General features: G+C 70.5%; 20 protein-coding genes and 2 tRNA genes. 2 read left to right on the forward strand and 20 right to left on the reverse strand.

Features of this window, described 5'->3' with window-relative positions; translation table 11 throughout:
- The 15 genes from menC to C1I92_RS03595 all read right to left on the reverse strand — a co-directional run.
- Positions 1–1,089, reverse strand: a 1,089-nt coding sequence (menC, locus tag C1I92_RS03525) for an o-succinylbenzoate synthase (protein WP_199520918.1), incomplete at its 3' end; no start/stop codon positions are given.
- Positions 1,086–1,916, reverse strand: coding sequence for a GNAT family N-acetyltransferase (locus C1I92_RS03530; RefSeq protein WP_199520919.1), 831 nt, complete (start codon positions 1,914–1,916; stop codon positions 1,086–1,088). The genes C1I92_RS03530 and menC, both read right to left, overlap by 4 nt.
- A 32-nt stretch (positions 1,917–1,948) precedes the next feature.
- A complete protein-coding gene (locus C1I92_RS03535; RefSeq protein WP_233506841.1) occupies positions 1,949–3,091 on the reverse strand; it encodes a M20 family metallopeptidase in 1,143 nt (380 codons plus the stop codon).
- Complete coding sequence (locus C1I92_RS03540) at positions 3,088–3,918, reverse strand: serine hydrolase (RefSeq protein ID WP_111253295.1); 831 nt, start codon at positions 3,916–3,918, stop codon at positions 3,088–3,090. The genes C1I92_RS03535 and C1I92_RS03540 overlap by 4 nt, the downstream gene beginning before the upstream one ends.
- A gap of 3 nt (positions 3,919–3,921) precedes the next feature.
- A complete protein-coding gene (locus C1I92_RS03545; RefSeq protein WP_111253296.1) occupies positions 3,922–7,209 on the reverse strand; it encodes a serine hydrolase in 3,288 nt (1,095 codons plus the stop codon).
- Positions 7,206–8,177, reverse strand: a complete 972-nt coding sequence (locus C1I92_RS03550) for an oligopeptide/dipeptide ABC transporter ATP-binding protein (RefSeq protein ID WP_111253297.1) — start codon at positions 8,175–8,177, stop codon at positions 7,206–7,208. The genes C1I92_RS03545 and C1I92_RS03550 overlap by 4 nt, the downstream gene beginning before the upstream one ends.
- Positions 8,174–10,066, reverse strand: a complete 1,893-nt coding sequence (locus C1I92_RS03555) for a dipeptide/oligopeptide/nickel ABC transporter permease/ATP-binding protein (RefSeq protein ID WP_111253298.1) — start codon at positions 10,064–10,066, stop codon at positions 8,174–8,176. Before C1I92_RS03555 ends, C1I92_RS03550 begins: the two co-directional genes overlap by 4 nt.
- Positions 10,066–11,073 carry an ABC transporter permease gene (locus tag C1I92_RS03560; protein ID WP_199520920.1) on the reverse strand — a complete coding sequence of 336 codons (1,008 nt, stop codon included), beginning with the start codon at positions 11,071–11,073 and terminating at the stop codon, positions 10,066–10,068. Before C1I92_RS03560 ends, C1I92_RS03555 begins: the two co-directional genes overlap by 1 nt.
- Positions 11,070–12,668: an ABC transporter substrate-binding protein gene (locus C1I92_RS03565; protein ID WP_111253300.1), complete on the reverse strand. Its 1,599-nt coding sequence runs from the start codon at positions 12,666–12,668 to the stop codon at positions 11,070–11,072. The genes C1I92_RS03560 and C1I92_RS03565 overlap by 4 nt, the downstream gene beginning before the upstream one ends.
- A 115-nt stretch (positions 12,669–12,783) precedes the next feature.
- Complete coding sequence (locus C1I92_RS03570) at positions 12,784–14,355, reverse strand: N-acyl-D-amino-acid deacylase family protein (RefSeq protein ID WP_111253301.1); 1,572 nt, start codon at positions 14,353–14,355, stop codon at positions 12,784–12,786.
- A 55-nt stretch (positions 14,356–14,410) separates the two neighbouring features.
- The gene (clpX, locus tag C1I92_RS03575) at positions 14,411–15,706 is read right to left on the reverse strand and encodes an ATP-dependent Clp protease ATP-binding subunit ClpX (protein ID WP_111253302.1); all 1,296 of its coding nucleotides are present in this window, start codon (positions 15,704–15,706) and stop codon (positions 14,411–14,413) included.
- Between the two features lie 114 nt (positions 15,707–15,820).
- Positions 15,821–16,426: an ATP-dependent Clp protease proteolytic subunit gene (locus C1I92_RS03580; RefSeq protein WP_111253303.1), complete on the reverse strand. Its 606-nt coding sequence runs from the start codon at positions 16,424–16,426 to the stop codon at positions 15,821–15,823.
- A 55-nt stretch (positions 16,427–16,481) separates the two neighbouring features.
- Positions 16,482–17,090, reverse strand: a complete 609-nt coding sequence (locus C1I92_RS03585) for an ATP-dependent Clp protease proteolytic subunit (protein WP_199520934.1) — start codon at positions 17,088–17,090, stop codon at positions 16,482–16,484.
- A 256-nt stretch (positions 17,091–17,346) separates the two neighbouring features.
- On the reverse strand, positions 17,347–18,765 hold the full coding sequence (gene tig, locus C1I92_RS03590; RefSeq protein ID WP_111253305.1) for a trigger factor: 1,419 nt from the start codon (positions 18,763–18,765) through the stop codon (positions 17,347–17,349).
- Between the two features lie 72 nt (positions 18,766–18,837).
- Positions 18,838–18,913, reverse strand: a tRNA-Pro gene (locus C1I92_RS03595).
- A gap of 63 nt (positions 18,914–18,976) precedes the next feature.
- Here C1I92_RS03595 and C1I92_RS03600 point away from each other — a divergent pair.
- Positions 18,977–19,050 (forward strand) — tRNA-Gly (locus C1I92_RS03600).
- Positions 19,051–19,276: 226 nt separating this feature from the next.
- On the opposite strand, the gene C1I92_RS03610 is transcribed toward C1I92_RS03600, so the two are convergent.
- The 4 genes from C1I92_RS03610 to C1I92_RS33305 form a co-directional block, all read right to left on the reverse strand.
- Positions 19,277–19,579 (reverse strand): site-specific integrase, encoded by a 303-nt coding sequence (locus C1I92_RS03610; protein WP_146605006.1) that lies wholly within the window; start codon positions 19,577–19,579, stop codon positions 19,277–19,279.
- A 737-nt stretch (positions 19,580–20,316) separates the two neighbouring features.
- On the reverse strand, positions 20,317–21,684 hold the full coding sequence (locus C1I92_RS33300; protein ID WP_146605007.1) for a PIN-like domain-containing protein: 1,368 nt from the start codon (positions 21,682–21,684) through the stop codon (positions 20,317–20,319).
- A 1,220-nt stretch (positions 21,685–22,904) separates the two neighbouring features.
- Positions 22,905–23,675 carry a hypothetical protein gene (locus tag C1I92_RS03615; RefSeq protein WP_146605008.1) on the reverse strand — a complete coding sequence of 257 codons (771 nt, stop codon included), beginning with the start codon at positions 23,673–23,675 and terminating at the stop codon, positions 22,905–22,907.
- Positions 23,672–24,457 carry a HipA family kinase gene (locus C1I92_RS33305; protein WP_146605009.1) on the reverse strand — a complete coding sequence of 262 codons (786 nt, stop codon included), beginning with the start codon at positions 24,455–24,457 and terminating at the stop codon, positions 23,672–23,674. Before C1I92_RS33305 ends, C1I92_RS03615 begins: the two co-directional genes overlap by 4 nt.
- A gap of 144 nt (positions 24,458–24,601) precedes the next feature.
- On the opposite strand from C1I92_RS33305, the gene C1I92_RS03620 reads away from it, so the two are divergent.
- Positions 24,602–24,904 (forward strand): hypothetical protein, encoded by a 303-nt coding sequence (locus C1I92_RS03620; protein ID WP_146605010.1) that lies wholly within the window; start codon positions 24,602–24,604, stop codon positions 24,902–24,904.
- On the opposite strand, the gene C1I92_RS03625 is transcribed toward C1I92_RS03620, so the two are convergent.
- Entirely contained in the window at positions 24,895–25,689 is a 795-nt protein-coding gene (locus tag C1I92_RS03625; protein ID WP_233506844.1) for an alpha/beta fold hydrolase, read from the reverse strand. The genes C1I92_RS03620 and C1I92_RS03625 overlap by 10 nt on opposite strands.
- Positions 25,690–25,778 lie beyond the last annotated feature (89 nt).

A 25,778-nucleotide genomic window follows, 5' to 3' on the forward strand; every position in this document is an offset into this window, starting at 1 on the left:
GGTCGACGTCGTGAGGGCGGCGAGGACGTCGGGGAGGGGCTCGACGCCGAGGCCGGGGCCGGAGGGGACGGCGACGTGGCCGTCGTCCAGGACGAAGGGCGCCGTGATGTCCTGGGCGAAGTACCGATCGGAGGCGGACGTGTCGCCGGGCAGGGTGAAGCCGGGCAGCGCGGCCAGCGCGACGTTGGCCGCGCGGCCGAGGCCGGTCTCCAGCATCCCGCCGCACCAGACCGCCGCGCCGTGCGCCACCGCGAGGTCGTGGATCCGGCGCGCCTCCAGGTAGCCGCCGACCCGGCCGGGCTTGACGTTGATGATCCGGCAGGCGCCGAGCAGCAGCGCGTCGGCGGCGTCCTTGGCCGACTCGATCGACTCGTCCAGGCAGATCGGGGTCCTGATCAGCCCCGCCAGCGCCGCATGCTGCCGGAGGTCGTCCTCGGCCAGCGGCTGCTCGATCAGCAGCAGGTCGAACTCGTCGAGCCGTGCCAGCACCGGCGCGTCGGCCAGGGTGTAGGCGGCGTTCGCGTCGACCTGAAGCAGCAGATCGTCGCCGAACCGCGAGCGGACGGCGCGCACGGGCGCGACGTCCCAGCCGGGCTCGATCTTCAGCTTGATCCGCAGGTAGCCCTGGTCGAGATAGCCGGCGACGGCGTCCAGCAGCGCGGGGACGGAGTCCATGATGCCGACGGACACCCCCGCCGGCACCCGGTCGCGAACAGCGCCCAGATACGCCCCGAACGACTCGCCGCGAGCCCGCAGCCACGCGTCCAGCACCGCCGTCTCCAGCGCGGCCTTCGCCATCCGGTGCCCGCGGACGGGGTCCAGCGCCCGCGCGACGTCCAGCGGCCCCACGTCATCGAGAGCGAACAGCCGTGGCGCCAGGAACCGCTCGATCACCTGCGCCGCACCGTCGGCGTACTCCGGCGAGTAGAGCGGCGCGGCCATCGCCACGCACTCGCCCCAGCCGTCGCCGTCGGGCGTGACGGCGCGCACCAGCAGCACGTCCCGCTCGGTCTCGACGCCGAACGACGTGCGGAACGGCGCCACCAGCGGCATCGCGATCCGGCGCAGCTCGAACCCGGTGATCTTCACGCGTCCGTCCTCTCCACCACGTACGCACCGGAGCGGGTGAACCCGGTGACCCGCGCCCCGCCGCCGACCAGCTCGCCGAGCACGTCGCGCATCGCGCCGCGCCACTGCCGGGCCAGGTCCGGGTCGGCGCCGCGCAGCGCCTCGATGTCCGGCGGCGTCGCGACGGTCAGCAGCGACGCCCGCGCCCACGCCGACCGGGGCGCGACCACCGGCCGGCCGGACGCCGACTCCGTCAGCGCCGCCACCGCGCCCGGCGGGACCGCCGCGGCCGCGCCGCCGCCGGCCGCGCAGGCCGCCACCACCTCCGGCACGTCGAGCCGCCAGCGGGTCAGCAGCCGGTCGCTGCCCTGGCCGCCGTTGATCGCGTCGTCCATGTCGCCGTAGAAGTCGACGAGGTAGTCGCTGGGCCGGGCCTGCAGCTTGGCCAGGTTGAAGTAGGCGTTGCGGCGCACCAGCGGGTCGAACGTCCAGGTGATCTCGGACAGGCCGTGCGCGAGCGCCCACTCCCGCTGGTGCGCCTTGAGCGCGAACCCGACGTGCCGGCCGCGCGCGGCGGACGAGACGCCGGCGACGTGCGAGTGCAGCGACCGTCCCGGCGGGGCGGCGAAGAACCCCACGCAGGCGCCGATCAGCTGGTCGCCGTCGAAGGCGCCCGCGACGTAGTTGCCGGCGTGGGTGAGCGCGCGCAGGTGCTCGACGGTGACGGGCGGGTTCGAGCGGTCCGGCCGCCAGATCCGGTCGAACAGGTCGTAGACGGCCTCGAGGTCGCCGAGCGCGGACAGTTCGCGGATCGTCAGTCGCGCGACGGCGGCGGGCTGAGCTGCCATGTCGTCGATGATCCTCCGCTCCGGAAGGCCCGTCATGGTCGGCCGGCCCGATCCACGGCGGCCCGGTTCGTCCAGGCCGACGAGTCGTCGCGCACCGCCTCGACCAGCCCCGCCAGCAGCGCCGCCCGAGCCGGCATGGCGTCGACGACGACGTGCTCGCCGGGCGCGTGCGCACCGGCCCCGACGGCGCCGAGCCCGTCCAGCGTCGGCGTCCCGTCGCCGGCGACGATGTTCCCATCCGACGCGCCGCCCACGTGCGCCGACGTCAGCGGCCCCAGCCCGAGCCGGTCCGCCACCGAGCAGGCCAGTGCGTACAGCGCGGCCGACGAGGACGGCTCGAACGGCGGGTGCCGCGGCCCCGGCACCACCTCGACCCGCGCGCCGGCGAGGACCGGACGCAGCGCGGCCAGCCCGTCGTCGACCCGGCGCGCCTCCGCCGCCGTCGGCACCCGCGCGTCGACGTGCACCGACGCCGTCCCGGGGACGGTGTTCGCGGTGGTCCCGGCGGCGGCCAGCGTGGGTGTGACGGTGGCGCCGGCCGGCCCGCGGTCCAGCGCCTGGATCGCCAGCACCTGGTGCGCGAGCTCGACCGCCGCGTTCACCCCGGTCCACGGCTCCAGCCCGGCGTGCGCCGCCCGGCCGGTGACGCGCACCTCGTACCAGGCCACGCCCTTGCGCGCGGTCTTCAGCGCACCGCCGTCGGCGGAGGCCTCGAGCACGAACGCGGCCGACGCCCGGGCCGCCTCCTCGTGCAGCAGCGGCCGCGACGTCGGCGCGCCCAGCTCCTCGTCGCCGGTGACCAGCACCGTGATCCCGTCCAGCGAGTCCAGCTGCGCCAGCGCGTGGAACAGCTGCACCAGCCCGGCCTTCATGTCGAAGCAGCCGGGCCCGTACGCGCGGCCGTCCACGACCCGCCACGGGTGATCGACCAGCGAGCCGACCGGCCAGACCGTGTCGTGGTGGCCGAGCAGCAGCACACCCGGCGGGCCGAACCGCCAGCGCAGGTGGGTCCGCCCGTCGACGACCAGCCGTTCCGGCTCGGCCCCGGTGAGGCGAGCCCCGAGCGAGGCGACGACATCCGCCGACGCCGCGACGGCGGGCAGCGAGGCCGACGGCGACTCGCACTCGACCAGCGTTCGCAGGTCCTCGATCATCGTGACCTCGACGCTGCTCATGGGGTCGCCCGCAGGTGCTCGACGGCGATCCGCGCCGCGGTGCCGATGACGGCGTCGGCCTCCGGGTTGCGGAACTCGCTCCCGGGCAGCCGCAGGAACACCGCGACCGCGTAGGCGCCACCGTCGGAGTACTCGACGACGCCGACCTCGTTGCGCACGTGCGACAGCGTGCCGGTCTTGCCGCTCACCCTCACATCATCGTCCGGAAAACCCGAGGTGAGGCGGTGCGGCCAGACCTGCAGTGCCATGATCCGGCGGATCTCGTCGCAGGCCGCCGGCGCCAGCCCGTCGGCGGTCCAGACGCGCCGCAGCAGCGTCGTGGTCTCCCGTGGCGTGCTGCGGTTGGTGGTCAGCGGGTCGAGCACGCCGGCGAGCCCGTGCGCGTCGATGATGGCGAACAGCCCGGCGCAGTCCTCCTCGAGCACCGTCCCGGGCAGCCCGAGCGCCGCCATGCCCGCGTTGATCCGCTCCCGGCCGAGCAGCGCCATCAGCGTGTCCGTGGCGTGGTTGTCGCTGACGCTCATCATCAGGTAGGCGACGTCGCGCAGTGACAGGTCCGCGTCGTCGAGCATGACCGACAGCCCGGTCGGCCCGAGCGTGCGGGAGCCCGCGGGGATCCGCACCCGGTCCGACGGCGACCGCTCACCGGCGGCGACCTGCCGGCACAGCTCCACCAGCACCGGGATCTTGAACACGCTCGCGGTGACGACCGGCGCGTCGGCGTCCACACCCAGGTCCGCGCCGGACGACACGTCCACCGCGTGCAGGAACCCGGTCACGCCGGCCGCCGCGAACGCCTCGCGGAGCTCCCCCTCGACGTCGCCCACGCGTCAGGAGACCTTCGGGGTCGCGCGCACGCCGAGGTGCACGTACGGCGAACCGTCGGCGAGCTGGTAGAACATCACCGGCATCCACGTCTCGTTGCCGGGCAGCAGCGTCACGTAGAGGCCGTCGCGCACCGGCACCAGGTCCAGCTCCTTCGGCTCCTCCTCGAGCCCGGCCAGCTCCGCGGTCTGCGTCAGCCGCAGCTTCGGCCCGGTCTCGGCCTGCCAGACGTCCAGCCGGACGCTGGTCCGCTCGTAGGTGCCGACGTGCGGCGCGATGTCGACGTCGACCGGCTCGGCCGGCGGGCTGAGCGGCGTGGACATCTCGACGCCGGCGACGTCGCGGCAGATCTCCCGGATCAGCGTCTCGTAGAGGTCGCGGGTGTGCCCGCCGTTGGTGAGCAGCGTGACGGCGACGTCCTGGTCGGGCAGCACCCGCAGGAACGCGGACTGGCCGATGGTGTTGCCGTCGTGGCCGAACAGCCGGGTGCCGTTCCAGTCCAGCCGGAACCAGCCCAGCCCCCACGAGTCGGCCAGCGTGTACGGGTCGGGCAGCGTGACCTGCTCCGCGCGCATCGCCGTGGCGGTGTCCTCGGCCAGCACCCGGGTGCCGTCGGCGGCGACCCCGCCGGCCAGGTGCATGCGGGCGAACGCGAGCACGTCGGCGACGGTGGACGTGATCAGCCCGGCCGGGCCGGCCGAGCGCGGCAGCACCCAGACCGGCGCACGGCGGTACGGCTCGTCCTCCTCGTGCACGTGCCCGACGGCGGTCCGGTACAGCAGCGCGTCGTCGGGCAGCGTCACCGTGTGGGTCAGCCCGAGCGGCGTGTACAGCAGCTCGCGCATCGCGGCGTCCCAGGTCTGCCCGGTGAGCTTCTCGATCACCCGGCCGGCCGTCGTGAACCCGGAGTTGCAGTACGACCACGTCGCGCCGAGCGGGTGGTTGAGCGGCAGCCCGGCCAGCGCCGCGACGTACTTCTCCAGGCAGTCGTCGCCGCGGCCGGTGTCGAGGAAGAAGTCGCCGTCGATGCCGCTGGTGTGGGTCAGCAGGTGCCGCATGGTGACCCGCGAGGTCGCGTCCTCGTCGGCCAGCTTCAGCTCCGGCAGGTACGTGACGACGGGCTCGTCCAGGTCCAGCTTGCCGGCGTCGACCAGCGCCATGACGACGGTCGCCGTCCACACCTTGCTGATCGAGCCGATCTGGAACAGCGTGTCGGTGGTGACCTCCACGCCGGTGTCGACATTGGTGACGCCGAAGGCCAGCTCCAGCGTCTCGTCGCCGCGCGCGATGCCCAGCGTCGCGCCGGGGACGCGGTACTTCTCGGCCAGCTCGTTCAGGCGCTGCTGCCAGTGGTCGCGGTCGAGCGTCGTGGTGGTCATCGGGCTCTCCTTCTTCGACGTGTGCTGGGTGACCCAGTCGACGATGCGGCGGCTGTAGTCGAGCCGGTGCGACGGACGCCCGGCCAGGATGAACAGGTGCGACGCGCCCGGATAGAGCACCAGCCGGGCCGGGACGCCGCGGGCGCGCAGGGCGGCGAACCACTGCTCGGCCTGCCCCGGCGGGCAGCGGTCGTCGTCGAGGCCCTGCAGGATCAGCGTCGGTGTCGTCACGTTCGCGACGTTCGGGTACGGCGACTGCGCGGCGGCGGCCTCGGGATCCTCGAACGGGATCGCGGTCTCGTAGGCGGCCAGGAAGTGGCCGGCGTCGGAGGTGCCGGCGAAGCTGGTGAGGTCGCTCAAGATGCCGCCGGGGATCGCGGCGGCGAACCGGTCGGTGCGACCGGTCAGCCAGCAGGTCATGTAGCCGCCGTAGCTGTACCCGGTGACGGCGAGCCGGTCCGGGTCGGCGACGCCCTCGGCGACGAGCTGGTCCAGCGGCTCCAGGAAGTCGCGCTCGTCGGCCAGGCCCCAGCGACCGGCGGCGGCGCCGAAGAACGCTTCGCCGTAGCCGTCGCTGGCCCGCGGGTTGAGCAGCAGCACCGACCAGCCCCGTTGCACCAGCTGCTGGTGGTAGGAGTGGCCGGCGTCGGGCGCCGGGCTCCAGGCGTTGTGCGGGCCGCCGTGGATGTCCAGCAGCAGCGGCCCCGGCCGTCCGGCGCCCGCGGCCCGGTAGAGCCAGCCGTGCACCTCGGTGCCGTCGGAGACGGTGAACACCCGTTCCTCCGCCACCGGCAGGTCGAGGTCCGCGGGCGAGTGCGCCGTCAGCGTCGTCTCCGCGCCGGCGCCGACGTCGACCAGCGCGACCTCGCCGTACGAGCCCGGCCCGGCGACGACGACGGCGGCCCGGTCCCCGGCGACCGACAGCCCGGAGACGACCCGCCCCGCGCCGCCGAGCAGCGGCCGCACCGGCCCACCGTCGGTCCCGACGGCGTAGACGTGTGTGCAGCCGCGGTCCCGGGCGCAGAACACCACCGTGTCGCCGGACCCGGTGAGCTGCGGCAGCCCGCCGGGATACCCGGGACCGCCGGGCATGACGTTGCGGTCCAGGTCCGCGGTGAGGTCGACCGCCGGTCCGCCGTCCAGCGGGACCCGGTACAGCCGCTGGTGCGCGACGGCGATCCGCCGCATGCCCACGACCAGCAACGCGGCGCCGTCCCGGGTCCACGTCACCGGGCCGGCGCCGCGCAGCTCGCCGACCGGCTCGCCCAGGGCTCCCCCAGCGGCCGGCAGCACGTACACCGACGACGCGCCGGTGAGGTCGGCGTCCGCGGCGGTCACCGCGGGGAAGGCGAGCCGGGTCCCGTCCGGCGACCACGCGGGCGCCCCGGCGTTCCAGTCGCCGTCGGTGAGCTGCGACGTCGCGCCGGTGGCGACGTCCACGACGTGCAGGTGCTGGCGCAGCCCGCGCAGCAGCCCGGCGCCGTCGGCCTTGTAGCCGAGCCGGTCCAGCACGATCGGGTCGGTGTCCTTCTGCCCGGTCGTGTCGACGACGGCGGCGAACGCGATGCGGGTGCCGTCCGGGCTCCACACCGGCGCCCCGGCGCCCCTCGGCAGGTCGGTCAGCGCCGCGGGCTCGCCACCGTCGAGCGGCAGCAGCCAGAGCTGCGGCGGCCCGTCGGCGGCACGCAGGAACGCCAGCGTCGACCCGTCCGGCGACCACGCCGGCGCGGAGTCCGACCGTCCGTGCGTCAGCCGCCGCGGCTCCCCGCCGCCGGCCGGCACGAGCCAGAGCGACGACACGTTCTCGTCCGCCTCGGCGTCGCTGCCCTTCAGCACGTAGGCGACCCGGGTGCCGTCCGGCGACAGCGCCGGTTCGGCCGGGACGGTCAGCGCGAGCACATCGTCGGGGGTCATCGGGCCGGCACCTCCAGGATCTCCGTGGCGAAGTGGCACGCCGCCCGGTGCGGACGGTCCGCCGCGCCGGGCTGCGGGTCGGTCTCGGCGCAGATCGTGCGCTCCGGCCGGGTCAGCGGGCCGATCGGGCAGCGACGGTGGAACCGGCAGCCCGGCGGCGGGTCGTGCGGTGACGGCGCCTCGGTGTCCAGGCGCGCGTCGTCGGCGGGGACGGGGTCGTCCAGGGCGACGCCGAAGGCCGGCGCCGCGTCCAACAGCGTGCGCGTGTACGGGTGCTTCGGCGCGGACAGCACCTCGTCGGCCGGGCCGGCCTCGACGATCCGGCCGAGATACATGACCGCGATGACGTCGCTGACGTAGCGCACGACGGACAGGTTGTGCGAGATGAAGAGCATCGTCAGGCCGAGCTGTCGCTGCAGGTCGCGGACCAGGTTGAGCACCGCGCCCTGCACGGACACGTCCAGCGCGGAGGTGATCTCGTCGGCCAGCACCACCTCCGGCTCGGCGGCCAGCGCGCGGGCCAGCGCGACCCGCTGGCGCTGCCCGCCGGACAGCCCGGACGGCAGCGACCGGGCCCGGGCCGGGTCCAGGCCGACCAGCTCCAGCAGCCGGGCCACCTCGGCCGCCCTCGCGGCGCGGCCGCGGCGGCCCGGCAGCGCCTCCGCGATCGACTCGCCGATCGACATCCGCGGGTCCAGCGAGGCGTGCGGGTCCTGGAAGACCAGCTGCAGGCGGCGCCGGTCCCGGCGGGTGCGCAGCGGCGCGCCGTCCAGCGCGATCTCCCCGCCGGTCGTCGGCACCAGCCCGACGGCGGCCTTGGCCAGCGTCGACTTGCCGGATCCGGACTCGCCGACCAGCCCGACGACCTGCCCCTGCGGCACCACCAGGTCGACGCCGTCGACGGCGGTCAGCGCGGACCGGCCGGTCCCGAACCGGACGGTGGTGCCACGGAACGACAGCTCTCTCATGCCTGTCCTCCTGTGACTGCGTCCAGCGCCAGGTCCAGCGGCTGGGTGCGCGGGTGCCAGCAGGCGGCGCGCTGGTCCGGCCCGACGGCGGCCAGGCTCGGGCGGGTCCGGCAGACGTCGTCGGCGAACTCGCAGCGCGGCGCGAACGCACAGCCCTCCGGCCGGTCCGCGGGGTCCGGCGGCCGGCCCGGGATGGTCGCCAGCGGCCGCTCCCGGTCGGTCGCGAGGTCCGGCACCGACGCCAGCAGCGCCCGGGTGTACGGGTGCGCGGCCGCGCCGAGCGCGCCGACCGGCAGCTCCTCCACGACGTGGCCCGCGTACATGACGACGACCCGCTCGCACAGCTGCCCGACCACGGCGATGTCGTGCGAGATCAGCACGACGGCGGCGCCGGTCTCGGCCTGCACGTCCTTGAGCAGCCGCAGCACCTGCCGCTGCACGGTGACGTCCAGCGCGGTGGTCGGCTCGTCGGCGATGATCAGCTCCGGCGTGCTCATCAGGCCCATCGCGACCATCGCGCGCTGGCGCATGCCGCCGGAGAACTCGTGCGGGTACTGGTGCGCGCGCCGCTCCGGCGCCGGGACGCGGACGGTGCGCAGCCGGTCGACGGCGCGCGCCAGCGCCGGCTTGCGGCCCTGGCGCTCGTGCACGCGGGTCACCTCGGCCAGCTGGGCGCCGATCCGCATCGACGGGTTGAACGAGGTCATCGGGTCCTGGAAGACCATCGCGACCTTCGTGCCGAGCAGTTCGCGGACCTCGGCGCCGGTGCGGCCGAGCGGCGCGACGCCGGCCACCTCCAGCCGGTCGGCGGTGACGTGGGCGGTGTCCGGCGCCAACTGGGCGACGGCGAGCGCGGTGAGGCTCTTGCCGGAGCCGGACTCGCCGACGACGCCGACGGTCTCGCCGCGGCGGACGGTGAGGCTGACGCCGTCGACCGGGTGGGTCCAGCCGCCGCCGGGTGCGGGGAAGGCGACCCGCAGGTCCTCGGCGGCGAGGACGGCGTCGGTCCCGGCCGGTGCCGCCGCCGCGGCCGGGGGCATGGCCGGAGGCTGCCGCCGTCGCACCGCCCGCACGCCGACGACCTGCGCGATCGACTCGCCGAGCAGCGTGAACGCCAGGCCGGCGATGACGACGGCGACGCCGGGCGCGAGCGCCGCGGCGGGGTTGATGTAGATGCGGTCCAGCCCTTCGCCGAGCAGACGCCCCCAGTCGTAGGCGGGCGGCTGCACGCCCAGGCCGAGGAAGGACAGCCCGGCGAAGGCCAGCAGCGCGCCACCGGCCAGCACCGTCGCGTTGACCACCAGCGGCTCGCCGATGTTGGGCAGCAGGTGCCGGGCGATCAGCCGGAACCGGGCCACTCCGGCGACCCGCGCGGCCGCCACGAAGTCGCGCCCGGACACCGCGGCCACGTTCGTCTGCACCAGCCGGGCGAACGACGGCGCACCGGCCAGCCCGATCGCCAGCACCGCGCCGCGCGCCCCGACGCCGAAGACCACGGCGAAGAAGAGCGCCAGCAGCAGGCCGGGGAACGCGACCGCCAGGTTCACCGTCGCCGTCACCAGCCGGCCGGCCCGCCGGCCCAGCACCGCCGGCAGCACGCCGAGGATCAGCCCGGCGCCGACGCAGATCGCGGTGGCCAGCAGCGCGAGGCCGAGCGAGTACCGCGTCGCCACCAGGACCCGGAACAGGATGTCGCGGCCGAGCGCGTCGGTGCCGAGCGGATGGTCCGACGTGGAGCCCTGCGACAGCGCCGCCGGGTCGGTCTCCTCCGCGGCGTCACCCCAGATGATCGGCGCGACGATCGCCAGGATCGCCAGCAGCACGAGCAGGCCGGCCGCGACCGCGCCGACGGGGTTGCGCAGCGCCGCCTTCCACTGGTCGCGTCCCATCAGCCCTCCCGGATGGTCGAGCGCGGGTCGGCGACCGCCAGCAGCACGTCGACGACGAGGTTCACCAGCAGCACCGCAGCGCCGTAGACCAGCACGATGCCCTGCACGACCGGGTAGTCCTTGGCCAGGATCGACGAGACGATCGTCATGCCCATGCCCGGCCAGGCGAACACGTTCTCGACCAGCACGGTGCCGACGATCATGCTGCTGAGCAGCAGCCCGCCGATGGTGAGCGTCGAGGTCAGCGCGTTGGGGAAGACGTGGCGCAGGTACACCCGCAGCGGTGGCAGCCGTTTGGCCCGGGCGGTGCGGACGAAGTCCTGGTCCAGCACGGCCAGCGCCTCGACCCGGACCATGCGGGCCATCAGCAGCGCCGGTCCGAGCGCCAGCGCCAGCACCGGCAGCACGTACGACGACGCGCCGCCGCGACCGGCCACCGGCAGCCAGCCCAGCGACACCCCGAACACGAACACCAGCCCGACGGCCAGCAGGAACTCCGGGATCGCCGCGATCACCGCACTGGTCGCGGTGAAGCCGAGCTCGCCGCCGCGACGGCGGCCGCCGCGGGTCAGCACCGCCATCGCCAGGCCGAGCGGGATCGCCACCAGCATCACGACGACGAACGCGGCCACCGCCAGCGACGCCGTCGCCGGCAGCCGCTGCCCGATCGTCTCCGACACCGGCACGCCGGAGGACATCGAGACACCGAGATCGCCGGAGAACAGCGCCCGCAGGTAGTCCAGGTACTGCACGCCGATCGGGTCGTCCAGGCCGAGCGCGGCGCGCCGGGCGTCCACGAGATCCTGCGGCGCGGTCACCCCGAGGGACGCGCGCACCGGGTCGCCGGGGATCAGGTGGATCATCCCGAACGCCAGTGTCACCAGCACCGCCAGCGACACCAGCAGCCGGCCCAGCCGGCGGGCCAGGAACCCGGCCCACGGGTTGCCGGCCCACGCGGACACCCGGGTCCGCGTGGGCGCGAGCGGAGCGGCGACCGGAGCCGTCACGAGGCCGTCAGCCGGATCGTCGCCGGGATCGCGCCGTCGCCGCCGAGCGAGACGGTGACGCCGTCCAGGAAGATCGGGATGGTCTCGTCGGCGAACAGCAGCACGTCGTTCTGGGCGAACAGTGCCTGCTCGGCCTCCATCCACGTGTCGCAGCCCTCCTGGCCGGGCAGCGCCATCGCCTCCGCGACGGCCGCGACGTAGTCCGGGTTGTCGATCGAGGCGAGGTTGACACCACCGTCGGCCGGCGCCGGACCGGACAGGAAGGGCACCAGCTGGCTGGGCAGCCGCACGTTCACCGGCAGCAGCGCCGCGCCCCATGCCCCGGTGCCGAAGACGACCTCGTTGTACTCCGTCGGCGGCATGCCGCGGGTGGTGGTGGCGACGCCGAGGTCGGTCCACGTCGACGCGATCAGCTCCGCCGCCGCGGCGGTCGTGTCGCCACGGGTGCTGTTGTAGATCAGCTCCAGCTCCAGCCGGGCGCCGTCCTTGCTGCGCACGCCGTCCGAGCCGGCCGTCCAGCCGGCCGCGTCCAGCGCCGCCGCGGCCGCCTCGGCGTCGGCCTGCGGCAGGTTGCCGTCGACGGCGTCGTAGCGGCAGGCCACCGGGTCGATGATGGCCAGCGACTGGGACCGCTCGCCGTAGCCGCCGGTGATCACCGACATCAGCTGCTCGAAGTCCAGCGCCTGCGCGAGCGCCGCGCGGACCTCGTCGTCGGCGCCGGGCTGGCCCGCGGCCTGGTTGAAGAAGAGCTGGCCGACGATGGCCCGCAGCGTCTCCTGCTGGTAGCTCTGCTCCAGCCGCTGCCGGTCCGGCCCGACGATCGAGGCGGCGTCCAGCTCGCCCGACAGCAGCAGGTTCGCCGCCGTCGCCTCGTTCGCGATGACCCGGACGTTCACCGTCATCGGCGTGCCCGGGTCGGCGGCGGCAGCGCCGTCCGGGCCCCAGGCGTAGTCGTCGCGACGCTGGAACGTGTAGTGGTCGTCGCGGGCCACCTCGGTCAGCTCGAACATGCCGGTGCCGATGCCGTCCTCCTCCAGCAGCGCCGGATCGTCCAGGCCGGCTTGGCAGGCGATGAACAGGTCACCGGTGCTCTGCAGCAGGAAGGGGTCCGGCGCCGGCACGGTGAGCGTGACGGTGCGCGCGGCGTCGTCGGCGGTCGCGGTGATCTCAGCCGGGATCAGCACGCCCCGCACCGGCGACACGTTCGCCTCGTCGACCACGAACGCGAAGTTCGCCGCGACGACCGACGCGGTCAGCGGCGTGCCGTCGGAGCAGGTCACGCCGTCGCGGATGGTGTAGGTGACGGTGGTCGAGGTGGCCTCCCACGACTCGGCCAGCCAGGGCAGCTCGTCGCCGTCGGTGGTGAAGTAGACGAGCTTGTCGTAGAGGTAGTTGTCGATGGCACGGGTCGCCGCCAGCACCGTCAGATGCGGATGCAGGTTGCCCGGATCGGCGGCGACCGCGGTGGTGAACGTCCCGTCGACGACGGGTTCGGCGTTGCCGCCCGCCTCGCTGGGATCGTCACCGCCGTCCGAGCCGCCACAGGCCGCCAGGACGAGGGCGAGGGCCACGGCGAGCGGTGGGGCGAGACGCATGACAACTCCTTCGCAGAGCGCAGGTGGTCCGCACAGCCTCGCCCCGTGACCGGTGTCACGTCTTTGTCCGATCCGACGACCCCGGCGCGCGGAAGTCGTCGGCTCGCACTGACTCTCAGGCGCGCAGCACCCGGCCGGCCCGCTCGCCGGTGAACCCGCCGCCGTCGACGACCACCCGGCCGCCCAGGACGACCGTCTCGATGCCGTCCGGCGTGACGTCGGGGTCGGTGTAGGTGCCGGCGTGGCCGATCCGCTGCGGGTCGAACACCGTGACGTCGGCCTGCGCGCCGGGCAGCAGCACGCCCCGTCCGGCCAGCCCGAACTGCCGGGCTGTCAGCGAGGTCGCCTTGCGGATCGCCTCCGCCCAGCTCAGCACGTTCTGGTCGCGGACGTAGGCGCCCAGCAGCCGGGGGAAGCAGCCGTACGTGCGCGGGTGCTGCAGGCCCAGCGGCGGGCCGTTGTCCGAGCCGATGCCGACCAGTGGGCTGGCCATGATCGCGCGGACGTCCGGCTCGGCCATCATCTCGACGACGATCATCGCGGCCGGGTCCTCGACCACCAGGTCGCAGAGCGTGTCGAAGCCGTCGGTCCCTCGCTGTCCCGCGACGTCGGCGATCGTGCGGCCGACGACGTCGGGGTCGCGGTGGCCGGTGACGATCACCTGCGCCGCCGTCGTGTTCGCCCACATGCCGTCGCCGGTGTCACCGCGCTCGGCGTCCTTGCGCAGGCCGGGCCGGTAGTCCGGGTCGGAGAGGCGGGCGGTCATGGCGGCCGCGCCGCCCTCGGCGGCCCGGTTGGGCAGCAGCGCGAGCAGCACCGTCCCGCCGGCGAGGTACGGGTACTGGTCGCCCATGACGTCGACGCCGGCCAGCCGGGCGCGCTCGATCCGGTCCAGCAGGGCGGCGCTCTTGCCGTGCGCGGCCCGGCCGGCGGCCTTGCAGTGCGAGATCTGCAGCCGCACACCGCCGGCCCGGGCGATCGCGACCGCCTCGTCGATGGCGTCCTCGACGAAGCGGCCCTCGTCGCGCATGTGCGTGGCGTAGGTGCGGCCGTAGGCGCCGGCGACCCGGGCGATCGCCTCCAGCTCCGCGCGATCGGCGAAGCAACCGGGCGGGTAGATCAGGCCGGTGGAGAACCCGACGGCGCCGGCCTGGAACGCCTCGGCGGCCAGCCGCTGCATCTCCTCGACGGCGCCGGGGCGCAGCTCGTCGGCGGCGCCGTTGGCGGTGAGCCGCAGCGTGTGGTGGCCGACGAGATAGGCCAGGTGGTTGGTGGGGCCGGCCCGCTCGACCCGGTCCAGGAAGCCGGCGAACGTGCCCGGCGTCGCGGGCAGGTTGCAGCCCAGCTCGCCGTAGAGCTCGTCGACGACGGTGGCCGACGCCTCGTCCAGCGGTGCGAAGCTGAACCCGCAGTTGCCGGCGACCTCGGTGGTGACGCCCTGCAGCAGCTTGAACGGCTGCGCGTCGGCCATCAGCGGCACGGTGTCGCTGTGCGAGTGGGCGTCGACGAAGCCTGGCGCGACGTACTGGCCGGCGCAGTCGCCGACACGCGCGCCCGTCTCGGCGGCGGCCGCTCCGGGCGCGACCGCGCGGACGACCCCGTCGGCGATGACGACGTCGGCCACCACACCGGGCGAGCCGAGGCCGTCGAAGACGGTGCCGCCGCGCAACACGAGGGTTTCACTCATGCGCGGAGTCAACCGCAGGTCAGCGCCACCGTGTTCGTCGGATCGGCCAAACCCGTCAGGCGGACTTCTCGCGCCGCTCGCGCTTGCGCGGGCCCTCCCGCGGGACCAACGTCGGCAGCACGTTGGAGTCCACCACGTCGCGGGTGATCATCACCCGGGCGACGTCGTCGCGCGAGGGCACCTCGTACATGACGTGCAGCAGGACCTCTTCGAGGATCGCACGCAGGCCGCGGGCGCCGGTGCCTCTGAGCAGCGCGAGGTCCGCGACCGCCTCGATCGCGTCGTCGGTGAACTCCAGCTCGACGTGGTCGATCTCGAACAGCCGCATGTACTGCTTGACCAGCGCGTTCCGCGGCTCGGACAGGATGCGGATCAACGCGTCGCGGTCCAGCGGTGACACCGTCGTGATGACCGGCAGCCGGCCGATGAACTCCGGGATCAGCCCGAACTTCAGCAGGTCCTCCGGCATCACCTCGCCGAACGTGTTCACCGCGTCGCGCTCGGCCTTGGACTGGATCTGCGCGCCGAAGCCGAGGCCGCGCTTGCCGATGCGGCCTTGGATGATGTCGTCCAGCCCGGCGAACGCGCCGCCCACGATGAACAGCACGTTCGTCGTGTCGATCTGGATGAACTCCTGGTGCGGGTGCTTGCGCCCGCCCTGCGGCGGCACGCTGGCCGTCGTGCCCTCGAGGATCTTCAGCAGCGCCTGCTGCACACCCTCGCCGGAGACGTCGCGGGTGATCGACGGGTTCTCGCTCTTGCGGGCGATCTTGTCGACCTCGTCGATGTAGATGATGCCGGTCTCGGCCTTCTTGACGTCGTAGTCCGCGGCCTGGATCAGCTTGAGCAGGATGTTCTCGACGTCCTCGCCGACGTAGCCGGCCTCGGTCAGCGCGGTGGCGTCGGCGATCGCGAACGGGACGTTCAGCATCTTCGCCAGGGTCTGCGCCAGGTAGGTCTTGCCGCACCCCGTCGGCCCGATGAGCAGGATGTTGCTCTTCGAGAGCTCGACGCTGTCGTCCTTGCCGTGGCCCCGGGCTGCGGCGGACTGGCGGGCCTGGACCCGCTTGTAGTGGTTGTAGACGGCGACGGAGAGCGCCTTCTTGGCGACGTCCTGGCCGATGACGTACTGCTCGAGGAACTCGTAGATCTCGCGCGGCTTCGGCAGCTCGGACAGGCCGCCTGCCTCGGCGGTCTCGCTGAGCTCTTCCTCGATGATCTCGTTGCAGAGATCGATGCACTCGTCGCAGATGTAGACGCCGGGGCCTGCGATGAGCTTCTTGACCTGCTTCTGGCTCTTACCGCAGAACGAGCACTTGAGCAGGTGGTCAGCGTCGCCGATGCGTGCCACGCGGTCGTCCTTCCGTCTACGGTTGCTTCGACGTTACAACGTCTGGTGGACAAACGGGCACCCCGAGTGCGGATCGGGCCCGGCGCGTCGCCGCCGGGCCCGATCTTCGCGAGGTCAGCCGACGAGGCTGGCCTTGCGCGACGCGGTGAAGTTGTCCACGAGGCCGTAGTCGATGGCCTCCTGGGTGGTCAGGATCTTGTCGCGCTCGATGTCGTTGCGCACCTGCTCCAGGCTGCGGCCGGAGTGGTCGGACAGCATCTTCTCCAGCAGCGCCCGCATGCGCAGGATCTCGTTCGCCTGGATCTCGATGTCGCTGGCCTGGCCGTAGGTGCCCTCGGTGTAGGGCTGGTGGATCAGGATGCGCGCGTTCGGCACCGCCAGCCGCTTGCCGGGGGCGCCGGCCGCCAGCAGGACGGCGGCCGCGGACGCGGCCTGGCCCATGCACACCGTCCGGACGTCCGGCTTGATGAACTGCATGGTGTCGTAGATCGTCGTCATCGCGGTGAACGAGCCACCGGGCGAGTTGATGTAGATCTCGATGTCGCGGTCGGGCTCCATCGACTCCAGGCAGATCAGCTGCGCCATGACGGCGTTGGCGACGTCGTCGGTGATGGGAGTGCCGAGGAAGATGATGCGCTCCTCGAACAGCTTGCCGAACGGATCGATCCGCCGGAAGCCGTAGGACGTGCGCTCCTCCCACTGCGGGATGTAGTAGTTCACTGGGTCTCCTCTGTCGGGTGGTCGCTCGTGTCGCCTGTGGGGATGCGCCCGGCCGTCAGGCCGTGCCGCCGCCCTGGGAGACCTGCGAGGCGCTCTCGACCACGTGGTCGACGAAGCCGTACTCGAGCGCCTCCTGCGGCGTGAAATAGCGGTCGCGGTCGGAGTCGGCCTCGATGCGCTCCACCGGCTGGCCGGTGTGCTGCGCGATCAGCTCGGCCATCTCGCGCTTGGTGCGCAGCATGGCCTCGGCCTGGATGCGGATGTCGCTGGCCGAGCCGCCCATGCCGCCGGACGGCTGGTGCATGAGGATGCGCGCGTGCGGCAGCGCGTACCGCTTGCCGGGCGCCCCCGCCGTCAGCAGGAACTGGCCCATGGAGGCGGCGAAGCCCATGGCGACGGTGACGACGTCGGGCTTGACGTACTGCATGGTGTCGTAGATGGCCATGCCGGCCGACACCGAGCCGCCGGGCGAGTTGATGTAGAGGTTGATGTCGCGGTCCGGGTCCTCCGCGGCCAGGAGCAGCAGCTGCGCGCAGATCGCGTTGGCGTTCTCGTCGCGGACCTCGGAGCCGAGGAAGATGATGCGCTCGCGCAGCAGCCGGTTGTAGATGTGGTCGTCCAGACCGCCGCCGATGCTCGGCGTGGGCGTGTGGGCCTGAATGATGGACGGGCCCGACGTCTCGGGGCGTGTGCTCACCGTGAACTCCTTGGGGCTACTAGCAGGTCGTCGAGACCGTATGAGACTTCTTGCTTCTTCGTGGTGCCATCGACACTAACCACTAAGAGTGCGGCGACCATCCGCCGCCTGGCCCGTGTTCGCTGACGGCGTGCGCGGCGGGTCGTTGTGCTGCGGAAACGCGAACAGGCGACCAGCCGTGGGGTGGTCACCTGTTCGCGCGTCGTTCGTTGGGTCCCGGCCGTCAGGCCTTCTTCTCGTCGCTCTCGTCGCTGTCGCCGGCCTCGGCGCTCTCGTCCGCCGCCTCGGCGACGCTGTCGTCGTCGAGCTCGGCGAACTCGAACGAGCCGTCGACGGCCGGCGCGGCCACGCCCTCGACCTCGCCCGGCTCGGCCAGCGTGCCGTCCTCGCGCAGCCGGTCCAGCTCGACGGCGTTCCCGGAGGCGTCGGTGACCTTGGCCTTCTCGACCGCCAGCGCCAGCGCCTTGCCGCGCGCCACGTCGGCGACGACGGCCGGCAGGTTGCCCTGGTCGACCAGCTGCTGGGCGAGCTGGTTCGGGTCGATGCGCGAGCGCATGGCCTGCTGGATGATGTAGGAGCTGAGCTCGTCCTGCGAGACCTCGATGTTCTCGGCCTTCACCAGCTCGTCCAGGATGAACTGCTGCTTGAGGTTGCCGCGCAGGTTCTCCTCGAACTCGGCGCGGTGGTCGTCGTCGCCGTGGCCGTCGGCCAGGTGGTCCTCGACCTGCGCGGTGATGAGCTCCTCGGGCAGCGGGACGTCGCCGGCGTTCGCGATCAGCTGCTCCAGCACCTTGTCGCGCGCGGCCATCGCCTGCTCGATGCGCTTGCTGTTCAGCGCCTGCTCGCGGATGTCGGCGCGCAGCTCGTCGAGCGTGTCGAACTCGCTGGCCAGCTGGGCGAACTCGTCGTCCAGCTCGGGCAGCTGCTGCTCCTTGACGGCGTTCACCGTCACCTCGACGTCGACCTCTTCGCCGTCGTGGGTGCCGACGAGCGTCGTGCGGAAGGTCTTGGAGTCGCCGGCGTTCATCCCCGCCAGCGCCTCGTCGAGGCCCTCGACCATGCCGCCGCGGCCGATCTGGTACGACACGCCGCTGGCCTGGCCGCCCTCGACCGGCTCGCCGTCGTTGGTGGCGTTGAGGTCGATCTGGACGAAGTCGCCGTCGGCGGCGGCCCGCTCCACCGTCGCCAGCGTGCCGAACCGCGCCCGCAGCACGTCGAGCCGCTCGCCGAGGTCGTCGTCGCCGACCTCGATGTCGTCGACCTGGACCTCCAGGCCCTCCCACTCCGGCAGCTCGATCTTCGGCTTGACCGTCACCTCGGCGGTGAACTTGAGGTCCTCGCCCTCGCCGAACGACGGCGAGTCGATCTCGGGCTGCGCCAGCGGCGTCAGCTCGTTCTCGCGCATGGCGTCCTGGTAGAGCTGCGGGATCGCCTCGTTGACGGCCTCCTCCAGCACCGCCGGCCGGCCGATCCGCTGGTCGATCACCATCGGCGGCACCTTGCCCTTGCGGAACCCGGGCACCGTCACCTGGGCGGCGATCCGCTTGTACGCGGACTGGATGTTCGACTCAAGCTCGGCGAAGGGAACCTCGACCGCGAGCCGGACCCTGGTCGGGTTGAGGGTCTCGACGACGCTCTTCACGCTGACGTGTCTCCTGTGTGGATGGGTGTGCGGGCACGAACGCAACGTCCTGCGGTTGTTGCGAACGCGGGCTGGTCGGGGCGACAGGACTCGAACCTGCGATCTCCTGCTCCCAAAGCAGGCGCGCTAGCCACTACGCTACGCCCCGTGCGCCTGGACAAGTCTAGGCCAGATCACAGGGTACTCTGTCCCACGGGGCGAGTCGCCCTGCGCGGGTGTAGCTCAATGGCAGAGCCCCAGCCTTCCAAGCTGGTCATGCGGGTTCGATTCCCGTCACCCGCTCCACTTCTCCCCCGCAGCTCAGCGGGCATGTGCTCGGTCATCGCTGCATCTCAGAACGCCACCTCGGCATCATCGTGCCCGTCGCGTGCCCGATCGTCCGCCGGGGATCGCTCCCGGAGGTACGCCTGGGCTAGTGCGTCCAGCGCCGCGGCGAGGGCATCATCACGCTCCCTGGTGGCGTGCGGGTAGATCATCGCTGCGCGCGGGCTGGCGTGCCCGAGGCGTTCCATCACTCCCGCAGACTCGCCCCCGTCGTGGCGGCGAGCGTCGCGCCCGTGTGCCGCAGATCGTGGGAGTACAACTCCGGCACACCGGCCGCGGCCGCCGCCTGGCGCCAGACGATGTGGAAGTTCGTCCGCGTCGGTGTCGCACCCTTCGGGCCGATGAACGCCCGACCGTCCGGACCCAGCTCCGCGAACTCGCTCAGATGCGACCGCAGCTCCGGGACGATGACCTCCGGGATAGCGATGACCCCTCGACCGGCAGCCGTCTTGGGCGTCGTCACGATCTGCTTCCCCTTGACCTGCTGCACCGCTCGCTCCACCCGCACCGTCCGCTCACCGATACCTCGTCTCAGACCACCGCGCGTTGGTTCGCGAGCTCTCCCAGCGGCTCCTCGCCGCACCCGATCACGACCTTGCACAGGTCCTCGGAGACGCTATCCAGCGTCGCAGAGCAGTGGTCGTTACAGCCTAGGCGCTCACCTTCCAGCACGGTTGCCGTCCTGCGCTGGAATCAGACCCACGCTGAGGGACTTGTCCCGGGCGACAGCCAAATCACCACCCGAACGACCGCAGGCGCGATCGAACAACTCCGTGACCGCCTCAACACCGTCGTCGCCGCAGAACGCGCCGCCTACCACCACACGGTCCGACCCGGCCACAGAGACGGAGCGGGTCACCAGCAGCGACTACGGCGCCTCGTCGCCGCCCCCAACACGCCCACCGCAACAAGCCCGGTGGCTACTGGATCGCCGAGGCCTCCCCAAAAGCCGCCACGCACGCCCTCCGCAAACGCTGGCAACTCAGTGACCTCAGCGCTGCGCTCATCACCACCGACGGCCTTACACGAGGCGCCGAGCACCTCGGCACCGTCCGACATGGCCCACGCGTTCGATACCTCCGCAAACGCGATGTCGGCACGCTTCTACGTCTCATCCGCGATGCCGAGGCGGCAGACCCCAACGGTCGCAAGTGCCCCCGGAGCACCCCCGGGACGACAAAACCGCAATAGTCGTTCGAATCCGTAATTTGAGCAGTGCCCCGCGAATTACCTACGGCGCAGGCGTTGCTCAAGCACTCGTCTCCGCGCTTGGAGACGTTCGATTTCATCGGATGCGAGCCCAGTTCGTCGAGATTGCAAAAATAGTAAGCGTTCTCTGAGCCGATCACGCCTATCAACCGCTTCGCTGAGCGCCACCTGACGCTCGTTGAGATTGTGTTTCGCCAGCGACCGCATATTTATCGCCGCCTTTACTTCCGTCTCGCTGCGAGCGTCCTCCGCCAGTTGACTGGCTGAACCTAGACGAGCATTGGCCTCACGCGCGTCGCTCGTCAAGCGGTCAACGTCAAGATCTAATGCAGAGATCTGCCCCATAAGATAGCTGATCTCGTGATCGTATTGTTCGGCATCCCGGCGCGCTTCGCCCAATCGAGCAACAAGATCGTTGTATTCTCGCGATAGCAGCGACGCGTGGTCTTCCTCCGACTTCGATACCGAGCGAATCTCCTCGATCGCACTCTTACTCACATTGGCATCGAGCCTCTCGCCTGAACGACGCAAGAACTCACCCGGTCTATAGAAATGGATCCTATGCCCACCTGAAGCTTCCGCGAACTCTCTCAATAGTTCAACCCTTGCGCCCGTCGTCTTACCGTGCACACGGTTCCACCAATCCTCCTTCGCATCGTCAGTCACAAAGATCACGGGACGCGGGTCCGCGGATACACTTTCCAGAATCTGCTTCCAGACAACGAGGTCTCCGTAGCGATCCGGCTCTTCTTTCCCCGCGTCCAGGTACCCAGGAGGAACTTTCTCGTCGTACCGAGCAGCCCCTTCCTCATAGATGCGACGCAGTTTCTCCTCGGTATTCGCGGGACCCACGCGGCCCTCGTAGAGGTCAGAAACTGCGCGCCAAACCTCGTCGTCAGCAATTCCACCGCGCAACTGATCTCGATGCTCAGACTGCTGTTGCGATATCCCATCAAGCAGGGCCTTCACCGACCTTCGAAATCTAGCCAGGTACGGACCCTCAGTAACCGGGTGAGCCTTCAGGGCCGCAAAACCCTTAGAGACATTCTCGACCGATTCCGTAATGAGTCCCTCGATCTTCGAGTACGCATCAAGCTGAGAATGAACTACGCCCAGTCTATTCCGTTGATACTCAAGAGCAACTTGGTATGGGATCCAAAGCCGCTCGCTGTTCCGCGTAAGCGCATTAACAAATTCATCGCGCGTCTTCTTGCCGTACCTATGAAGATGCAGCAGAACATTCGCATCCAGAATGATGGTCCCGTCGCGCCACAGAATCTCAAGTTCCCGTTCGGATGGAGGGTAGTATTCCCAAAACTCCTTGCGCAAAGTGCTCGCCCCCTCAAATGTGACCGCCAAGATACGCCAGCTGATCCAGCTGATCAAGTACCGTCACTGTGGTGCGTATGCGTCGTGACCACACCCTCGAGTGCCTAAGACCTGCGACCGTTGCCCGGCCTGCGCCCGCACGTGGCGCTGTCTGAGGCTACACAGCGAAGCCACGCTGACGGATACACCACTCTGAGATCAAGCGGTGCGCGGGCCTAGCGGCTGTTCCGGGCACCGTCGGGCCGGCGCGCATGCTCGGATCGTCCCCCAACTCAACTTCTCCTTCGCACCTCCCGATGGGTGTCGTCCTCATAGCGGCCATCCCTTAGCCTCCGCTTCGCGCGTTAAGGGCACCTTCAGCGTCACTACATGATCGCTACGCGGCCCTCGACCCCCTTCGCTCGAGAAGGACCGGCAGCTATGAGGACGACGCCCCGGTCTGAGGCGGCCCGGAAAGCTGTGCGACGCACATCGCCCTACTAAGGTGCGAGGTTCTCAGCCGACGAGCACGGTTGAGCTTCCGCCGAGTCAGCCATGGGCGTAGGTTTTGGCAATGATTGGTTTTCCTAGCCTAGACCCGCTCACAGTGAGCGGAACACTGATAGACCGGCACAGGGTTTCCTTGCCAGTGCCTACGATTCGGTTGCTGGCCTCTTCGTCGATCACTATCCCCTCATTAGGGGGCAACGCGACGCGAGCCGCGGGAGGCTCACGCCTGCTGAGCAAGACGTCTTCAGGGCCGCGATTATCTTTCCGGAGCCGGCCTGGACGCCACCCTAAAGGAACTTATTCGACAGGCGGTTCCGCTGCAGGCGGAAAGATCCGACGACGCGCGAGCCAAGTTTCGAGATTTACGTCCACGCACTTGACCGGACTACAAGGGGTCGACCCACGTAGACTGGCCGAAACGATGATCTCGCCAGATCACCGCCACTCACTTCCTGAATCCTACGTGCGGCACCTTACCGGGTCGAGTCTCCAATCCGTCAAGCAGGTACACGACACCCTAAGCGCCCTGGGCCTGGGACCTCGGAAGGAGCTATACAAGGAAGCGAATCAACTTCAAACTCTTTTCGAAGCGCGCAATCAGATCGCGCACGAACTTGATCTGAAGGCTCCCGGGCCGCCCGGGTGATCGAGGACGCCGGGAACGTAAGATTACAGATTCTAAGAATCTGTGCCATAGAGGACTAAATTTCGCGCAGCACGTCGTCAAATGCCATAACCGATGAGTTAGGCGCCGACGACGGAAAAGGCTAGCCCACGTCACGAGCGCTCTAATGAGCATCGATAGCTTGTCGAAGATTGCGGGCACCTTCGGGAACTGACGAAATATCGATCAGGTGCGCACGCTCGTTAAGAAGCCGCAAGACAGGCTCGATCTTGGCGTCTTCTCCCTGCGGCAGTTGCGCCAGCGCAATAAAGCTCCGGGAGACCTTGGTCTTTTCTGCCATCTCTGCGCGCCACGTGAAGTCATGAACGTCTCGGCTGGCGATACGCTCCCCCTGGGTTAGGTTTATTCGATCCATGAGATGGCGCTGACCATTAACGTATCCATAAGAGAAATCGACGGGCGCGAGCACGTCGCCATACTTTATAGTGAACGAGTACGGCGTCGGAGTTATGCCGGCAAACTTGAATACCTCTTTAACACGGTCCTCTAGCCCATCGTGCGCCTTAGCGCTCGGCTCTTCGACATAGTCCTCATAAAGCTGCGCGACCGCATCTCCAGGAGCGACCTTGTCGAACAGGGTGACAGCGATCTCAATGAAGAAGTTCACTGGGCGCCGCGAATATAAAGTTGCTGCCTGCTCCACCCGACCGTCACCGATCGCATGCAGATAGTAATTTACCCAGCTCTCGTATATGTCGCGCGGCATACTTCCTATCCGACCTGGACGGATTCTTCCGTTCAGTTCCGATCCAACAACACGATGCGCAACTTCCACGCGGCCTTCGGATTCGCGGTAGGCGATGAGTCCAACATTCCGAGGTTCTCGGCGGGCGACATCTGGCATGTGCTTGAGCACGTAGACGAAGGTCGTCATGTCAGCCTCCCTTCCTCGGCGGGATCCTGCGGCGCCCTACCTGCTTCCTCCCGTGGGTCATCCTTCGGCACCTGTACTAACGATCGTATGTTGTCAGCTCGGTACGACAAGGTCCGACGTAGACGGTCCCGCTCCAGGCCCGTTACCAGGTTTCGGCGTCGGGCTTCCTCCAGTTGTCCCACGACAGCCGCGCGCGGCACAGCTTGAAGCCCAGCGATGGCCTGCTTGAGGTGCTCCGAGGATGGCATGGCCTCGCGCTCGATGACTGAGCCGTGGACCTTCTGCCGTCGCGCTGCGTACAGCTTGCCCGACCGATCTTCGGTTGCACGAGCGAACAGCGCCTGGTCATGATCAATGAGCCATGCGTCGCCGCTGGAGTCACACATGACGTTCTCATCATGTCGGTCGCTGTTGAGGATCCACGTGTCGAAGACGATCATCCGCGCCCTCATGATTCCCGGTATGAGGTGCAGCTGGGCCGGAGTGGGCGGCGGAAGGTAGTAGTTGCCTCGACGGATGACACCACATATCCATAGATCTTCGCCGTCGGGACCTGTCCACACGTCGCCCGCCGGGACAGGCACCGCCATCAGCATCGCGAGCCGGTTCGCAATGAACTCATTTGCTACGACGTTTGGATGTTCGGCGCTGTTGCGCTTAACCAGGACAGATGCAGTACCCCAGGACGCACCTGTCTGCCCAGACCCGACCAGTGGCCCGACCTCGGACACACTCATGCCGACTCTGGGAGCCACCCCGATGCCTCCCGCATCGTCCGTCATGCCACGTTATGGCCTAATGAAGATCAAGCCGCGATGCGACATCATCGCGCACCCGAGTGAATGGCTGCAAGGCGAACAACGCGCCCGTCAAACCCAAGGGTGCGGGTACGAGCGACCCGGGGCAGTCAGCACACCAACAGGAAGGTGTGTGACGGCAACGATGTGCTGCTGGACGCCGTCTTCGGCACCTGGGACCGCGACGACCACAGCGACCACGTCTCGTTCGGCTGCCGCATCGGCCCGGTCCCCGGCCAGCCCGGCCCGGCCGTCCAGCTGATGCCGGCCGCCGCCTCGTTTGACGCCGTGGCACTGTTCGGCCAGAGGCTGTCGCCCGCGCAGGCCCAGCAGCACCCTCGTCTCGACGACTTCCGCGAGCTGGTCCAGCACGTGCTCAGCACCAACACCGTCATCGCCCAGCACCTCGCGACGCCGCCCCGTCACGCCTGACGCAGGAAGGGCTCGACGACGGCGGCGAGGTCGCGCCAGTGGGTCATCGCGAGCGAGTGGTCGGCGCCGGGGATGACGACGTCCGAGGCGGCCGGGAGCCACTCGAGCACCTGGGCCCGGGCCTCGGCGAACCAGGGGCCACTCGCCGCGCCGCCGACCAGCAGCACCGGGCACCGCACCCGCGCGGCATCGCCGGGACCGAACGGCCACGCCAGCAGCGCCGGCAGGTCGGTGTCGAAGAACGTCGCGGCGTCGCGGTCCATCTGGGCCGCTGAGCCGGGCACGCTCCGCTCCGCGTCGGACCGCCACGACGGCCCGATCACCAGCGTCAGGAACTCGTCCAGCGCCCCGTGCGCCCCGTGCAGGCGGCGGGTCCGGACGAGTCGCCGGTTCGCGGCGCGGAAGTCCGGCGCCGACGGCGCGTGCACTGGCGGCGGCTCCACGACCACGAGGCTGCGCACGCACGACGACGAGTCCGCGGCCAGCTGCAGCGCGACCGCGGCGCTGTAGGAGACGCCGACGACGTGGGCACGCGGGATCCCCAGGACGTGCAGCAGCCGGGCGCAGTCGGCGGCGTCGCGGCGGACGGAGCCCGGCCCGGACGCCGGGCTGCTACGCCCGTAGCCGCGACGGTGGTAGAGCACCGTCCGGAACGACCCGCGCAGCGCGCCGGCCAGCGGCTGCAGCTCGTCCGCCGTCAGCGCCGTCTGCACGAGCACGACCGGCTCGCCGGCGCCCTCGTCGCGGACCGCCAGCGTCGCGTCCCCCACGTCGACCAGGCGCATCGTCACCACCCGCCGTCATCGTCCCACCTCGGTTGACAGGCAGCCGAATGGCTGCCTATTCTCGAAATGCAGCCAGAAGGCTGCCTATC

This window comes from Jiangella anatolica, assembly GCF_003236295.1.
Lineage (GTDB): Bacteria > Actinomycetota > Actinomycetes > Jiangellales > Jiangellaceae > Jiangella > Jiangella anatolica.

What these genes read in the sequence shown, in the direction of transcription:
- C1I92_RS03555 (WP_111253298.1), bottom strand. Translation starts at nt 10,066, where the DNA reads ATGGGACGCGACCAGTGGAAGGCGGCGCTGCGCAACCCCGTCGGCGCG.
- C1I92_RS03625 (WP_233506844.1), bottom strand. Translation starts at nt 25,689, where the DNA reads ATGCGCCTGGTCGACGTGGGGGACGCGACGCTGGCGGTCCGCGACGAG.
- C1I92_RS03570 (WP_111253301.1), bottom strand. Translation starts at nt 14,355, where the DNA reads ATGAGTGAAACCCTCGTGTTGCGCGGCGGCACCGTCTTCGACGGCCTC.
- C1I92_RS03615 (WP_146605008.1), bottom strand. Translation starts at nt 23,675, where the DNA reads ATGACGACCTTCGTCTACGTGCTCAAGCACATGCCAGATGTCGCCCGC.
- C1I92_RS03545 (WP_111253296.1), bottom strand. Translation starts at nt 7,209, where the DNA reads ATGACCCCCGACGATGTGCTCGCGCTGACCGTCCCGGCCGAACCGGCG.
- C1I92_RS03530 (WP_199520919.1), bottom strand. Translation starts at nt 1,916, where the DNA reads ATGGCAGCTCAGCCCGCCGCCGTCGCGCGACTGACGATCCGCGAACTG.
- C1I92_RS03565 (WP_111253300.1), bottom strand. Translation starts at nt 12,668, where the DNA reads ATGCGTCTCGCCCCACCGCTCGCCGTGGCCCTCGCCCTCGTCCTGGCG.
- C1I92_RS03535 (WP_233506841.1), bottom strand. Translation starts at nt 3,091, where the DNA reads ATGAGCAGCGTCGAGGTCACGATGATCGAGGACCTGCGAACGCTGGTC.
- C1I92_RS33305 (WP_146605009.1), bottom strand. Translation starts at nt 24,457, where the DNA reads ATGACGGACGATGCGGGAGGCATCGGGGTGGCTCCCAGAGTCGGCATG.
- C1I92_RS03550 (WP_111253297.1), bottom strand. Translation starts at nt 8,177, where the DNA reads ATGAGAGAGCTGTCGTTCCGTGGCACCACCGTCCGGTTCGGGACCGGC.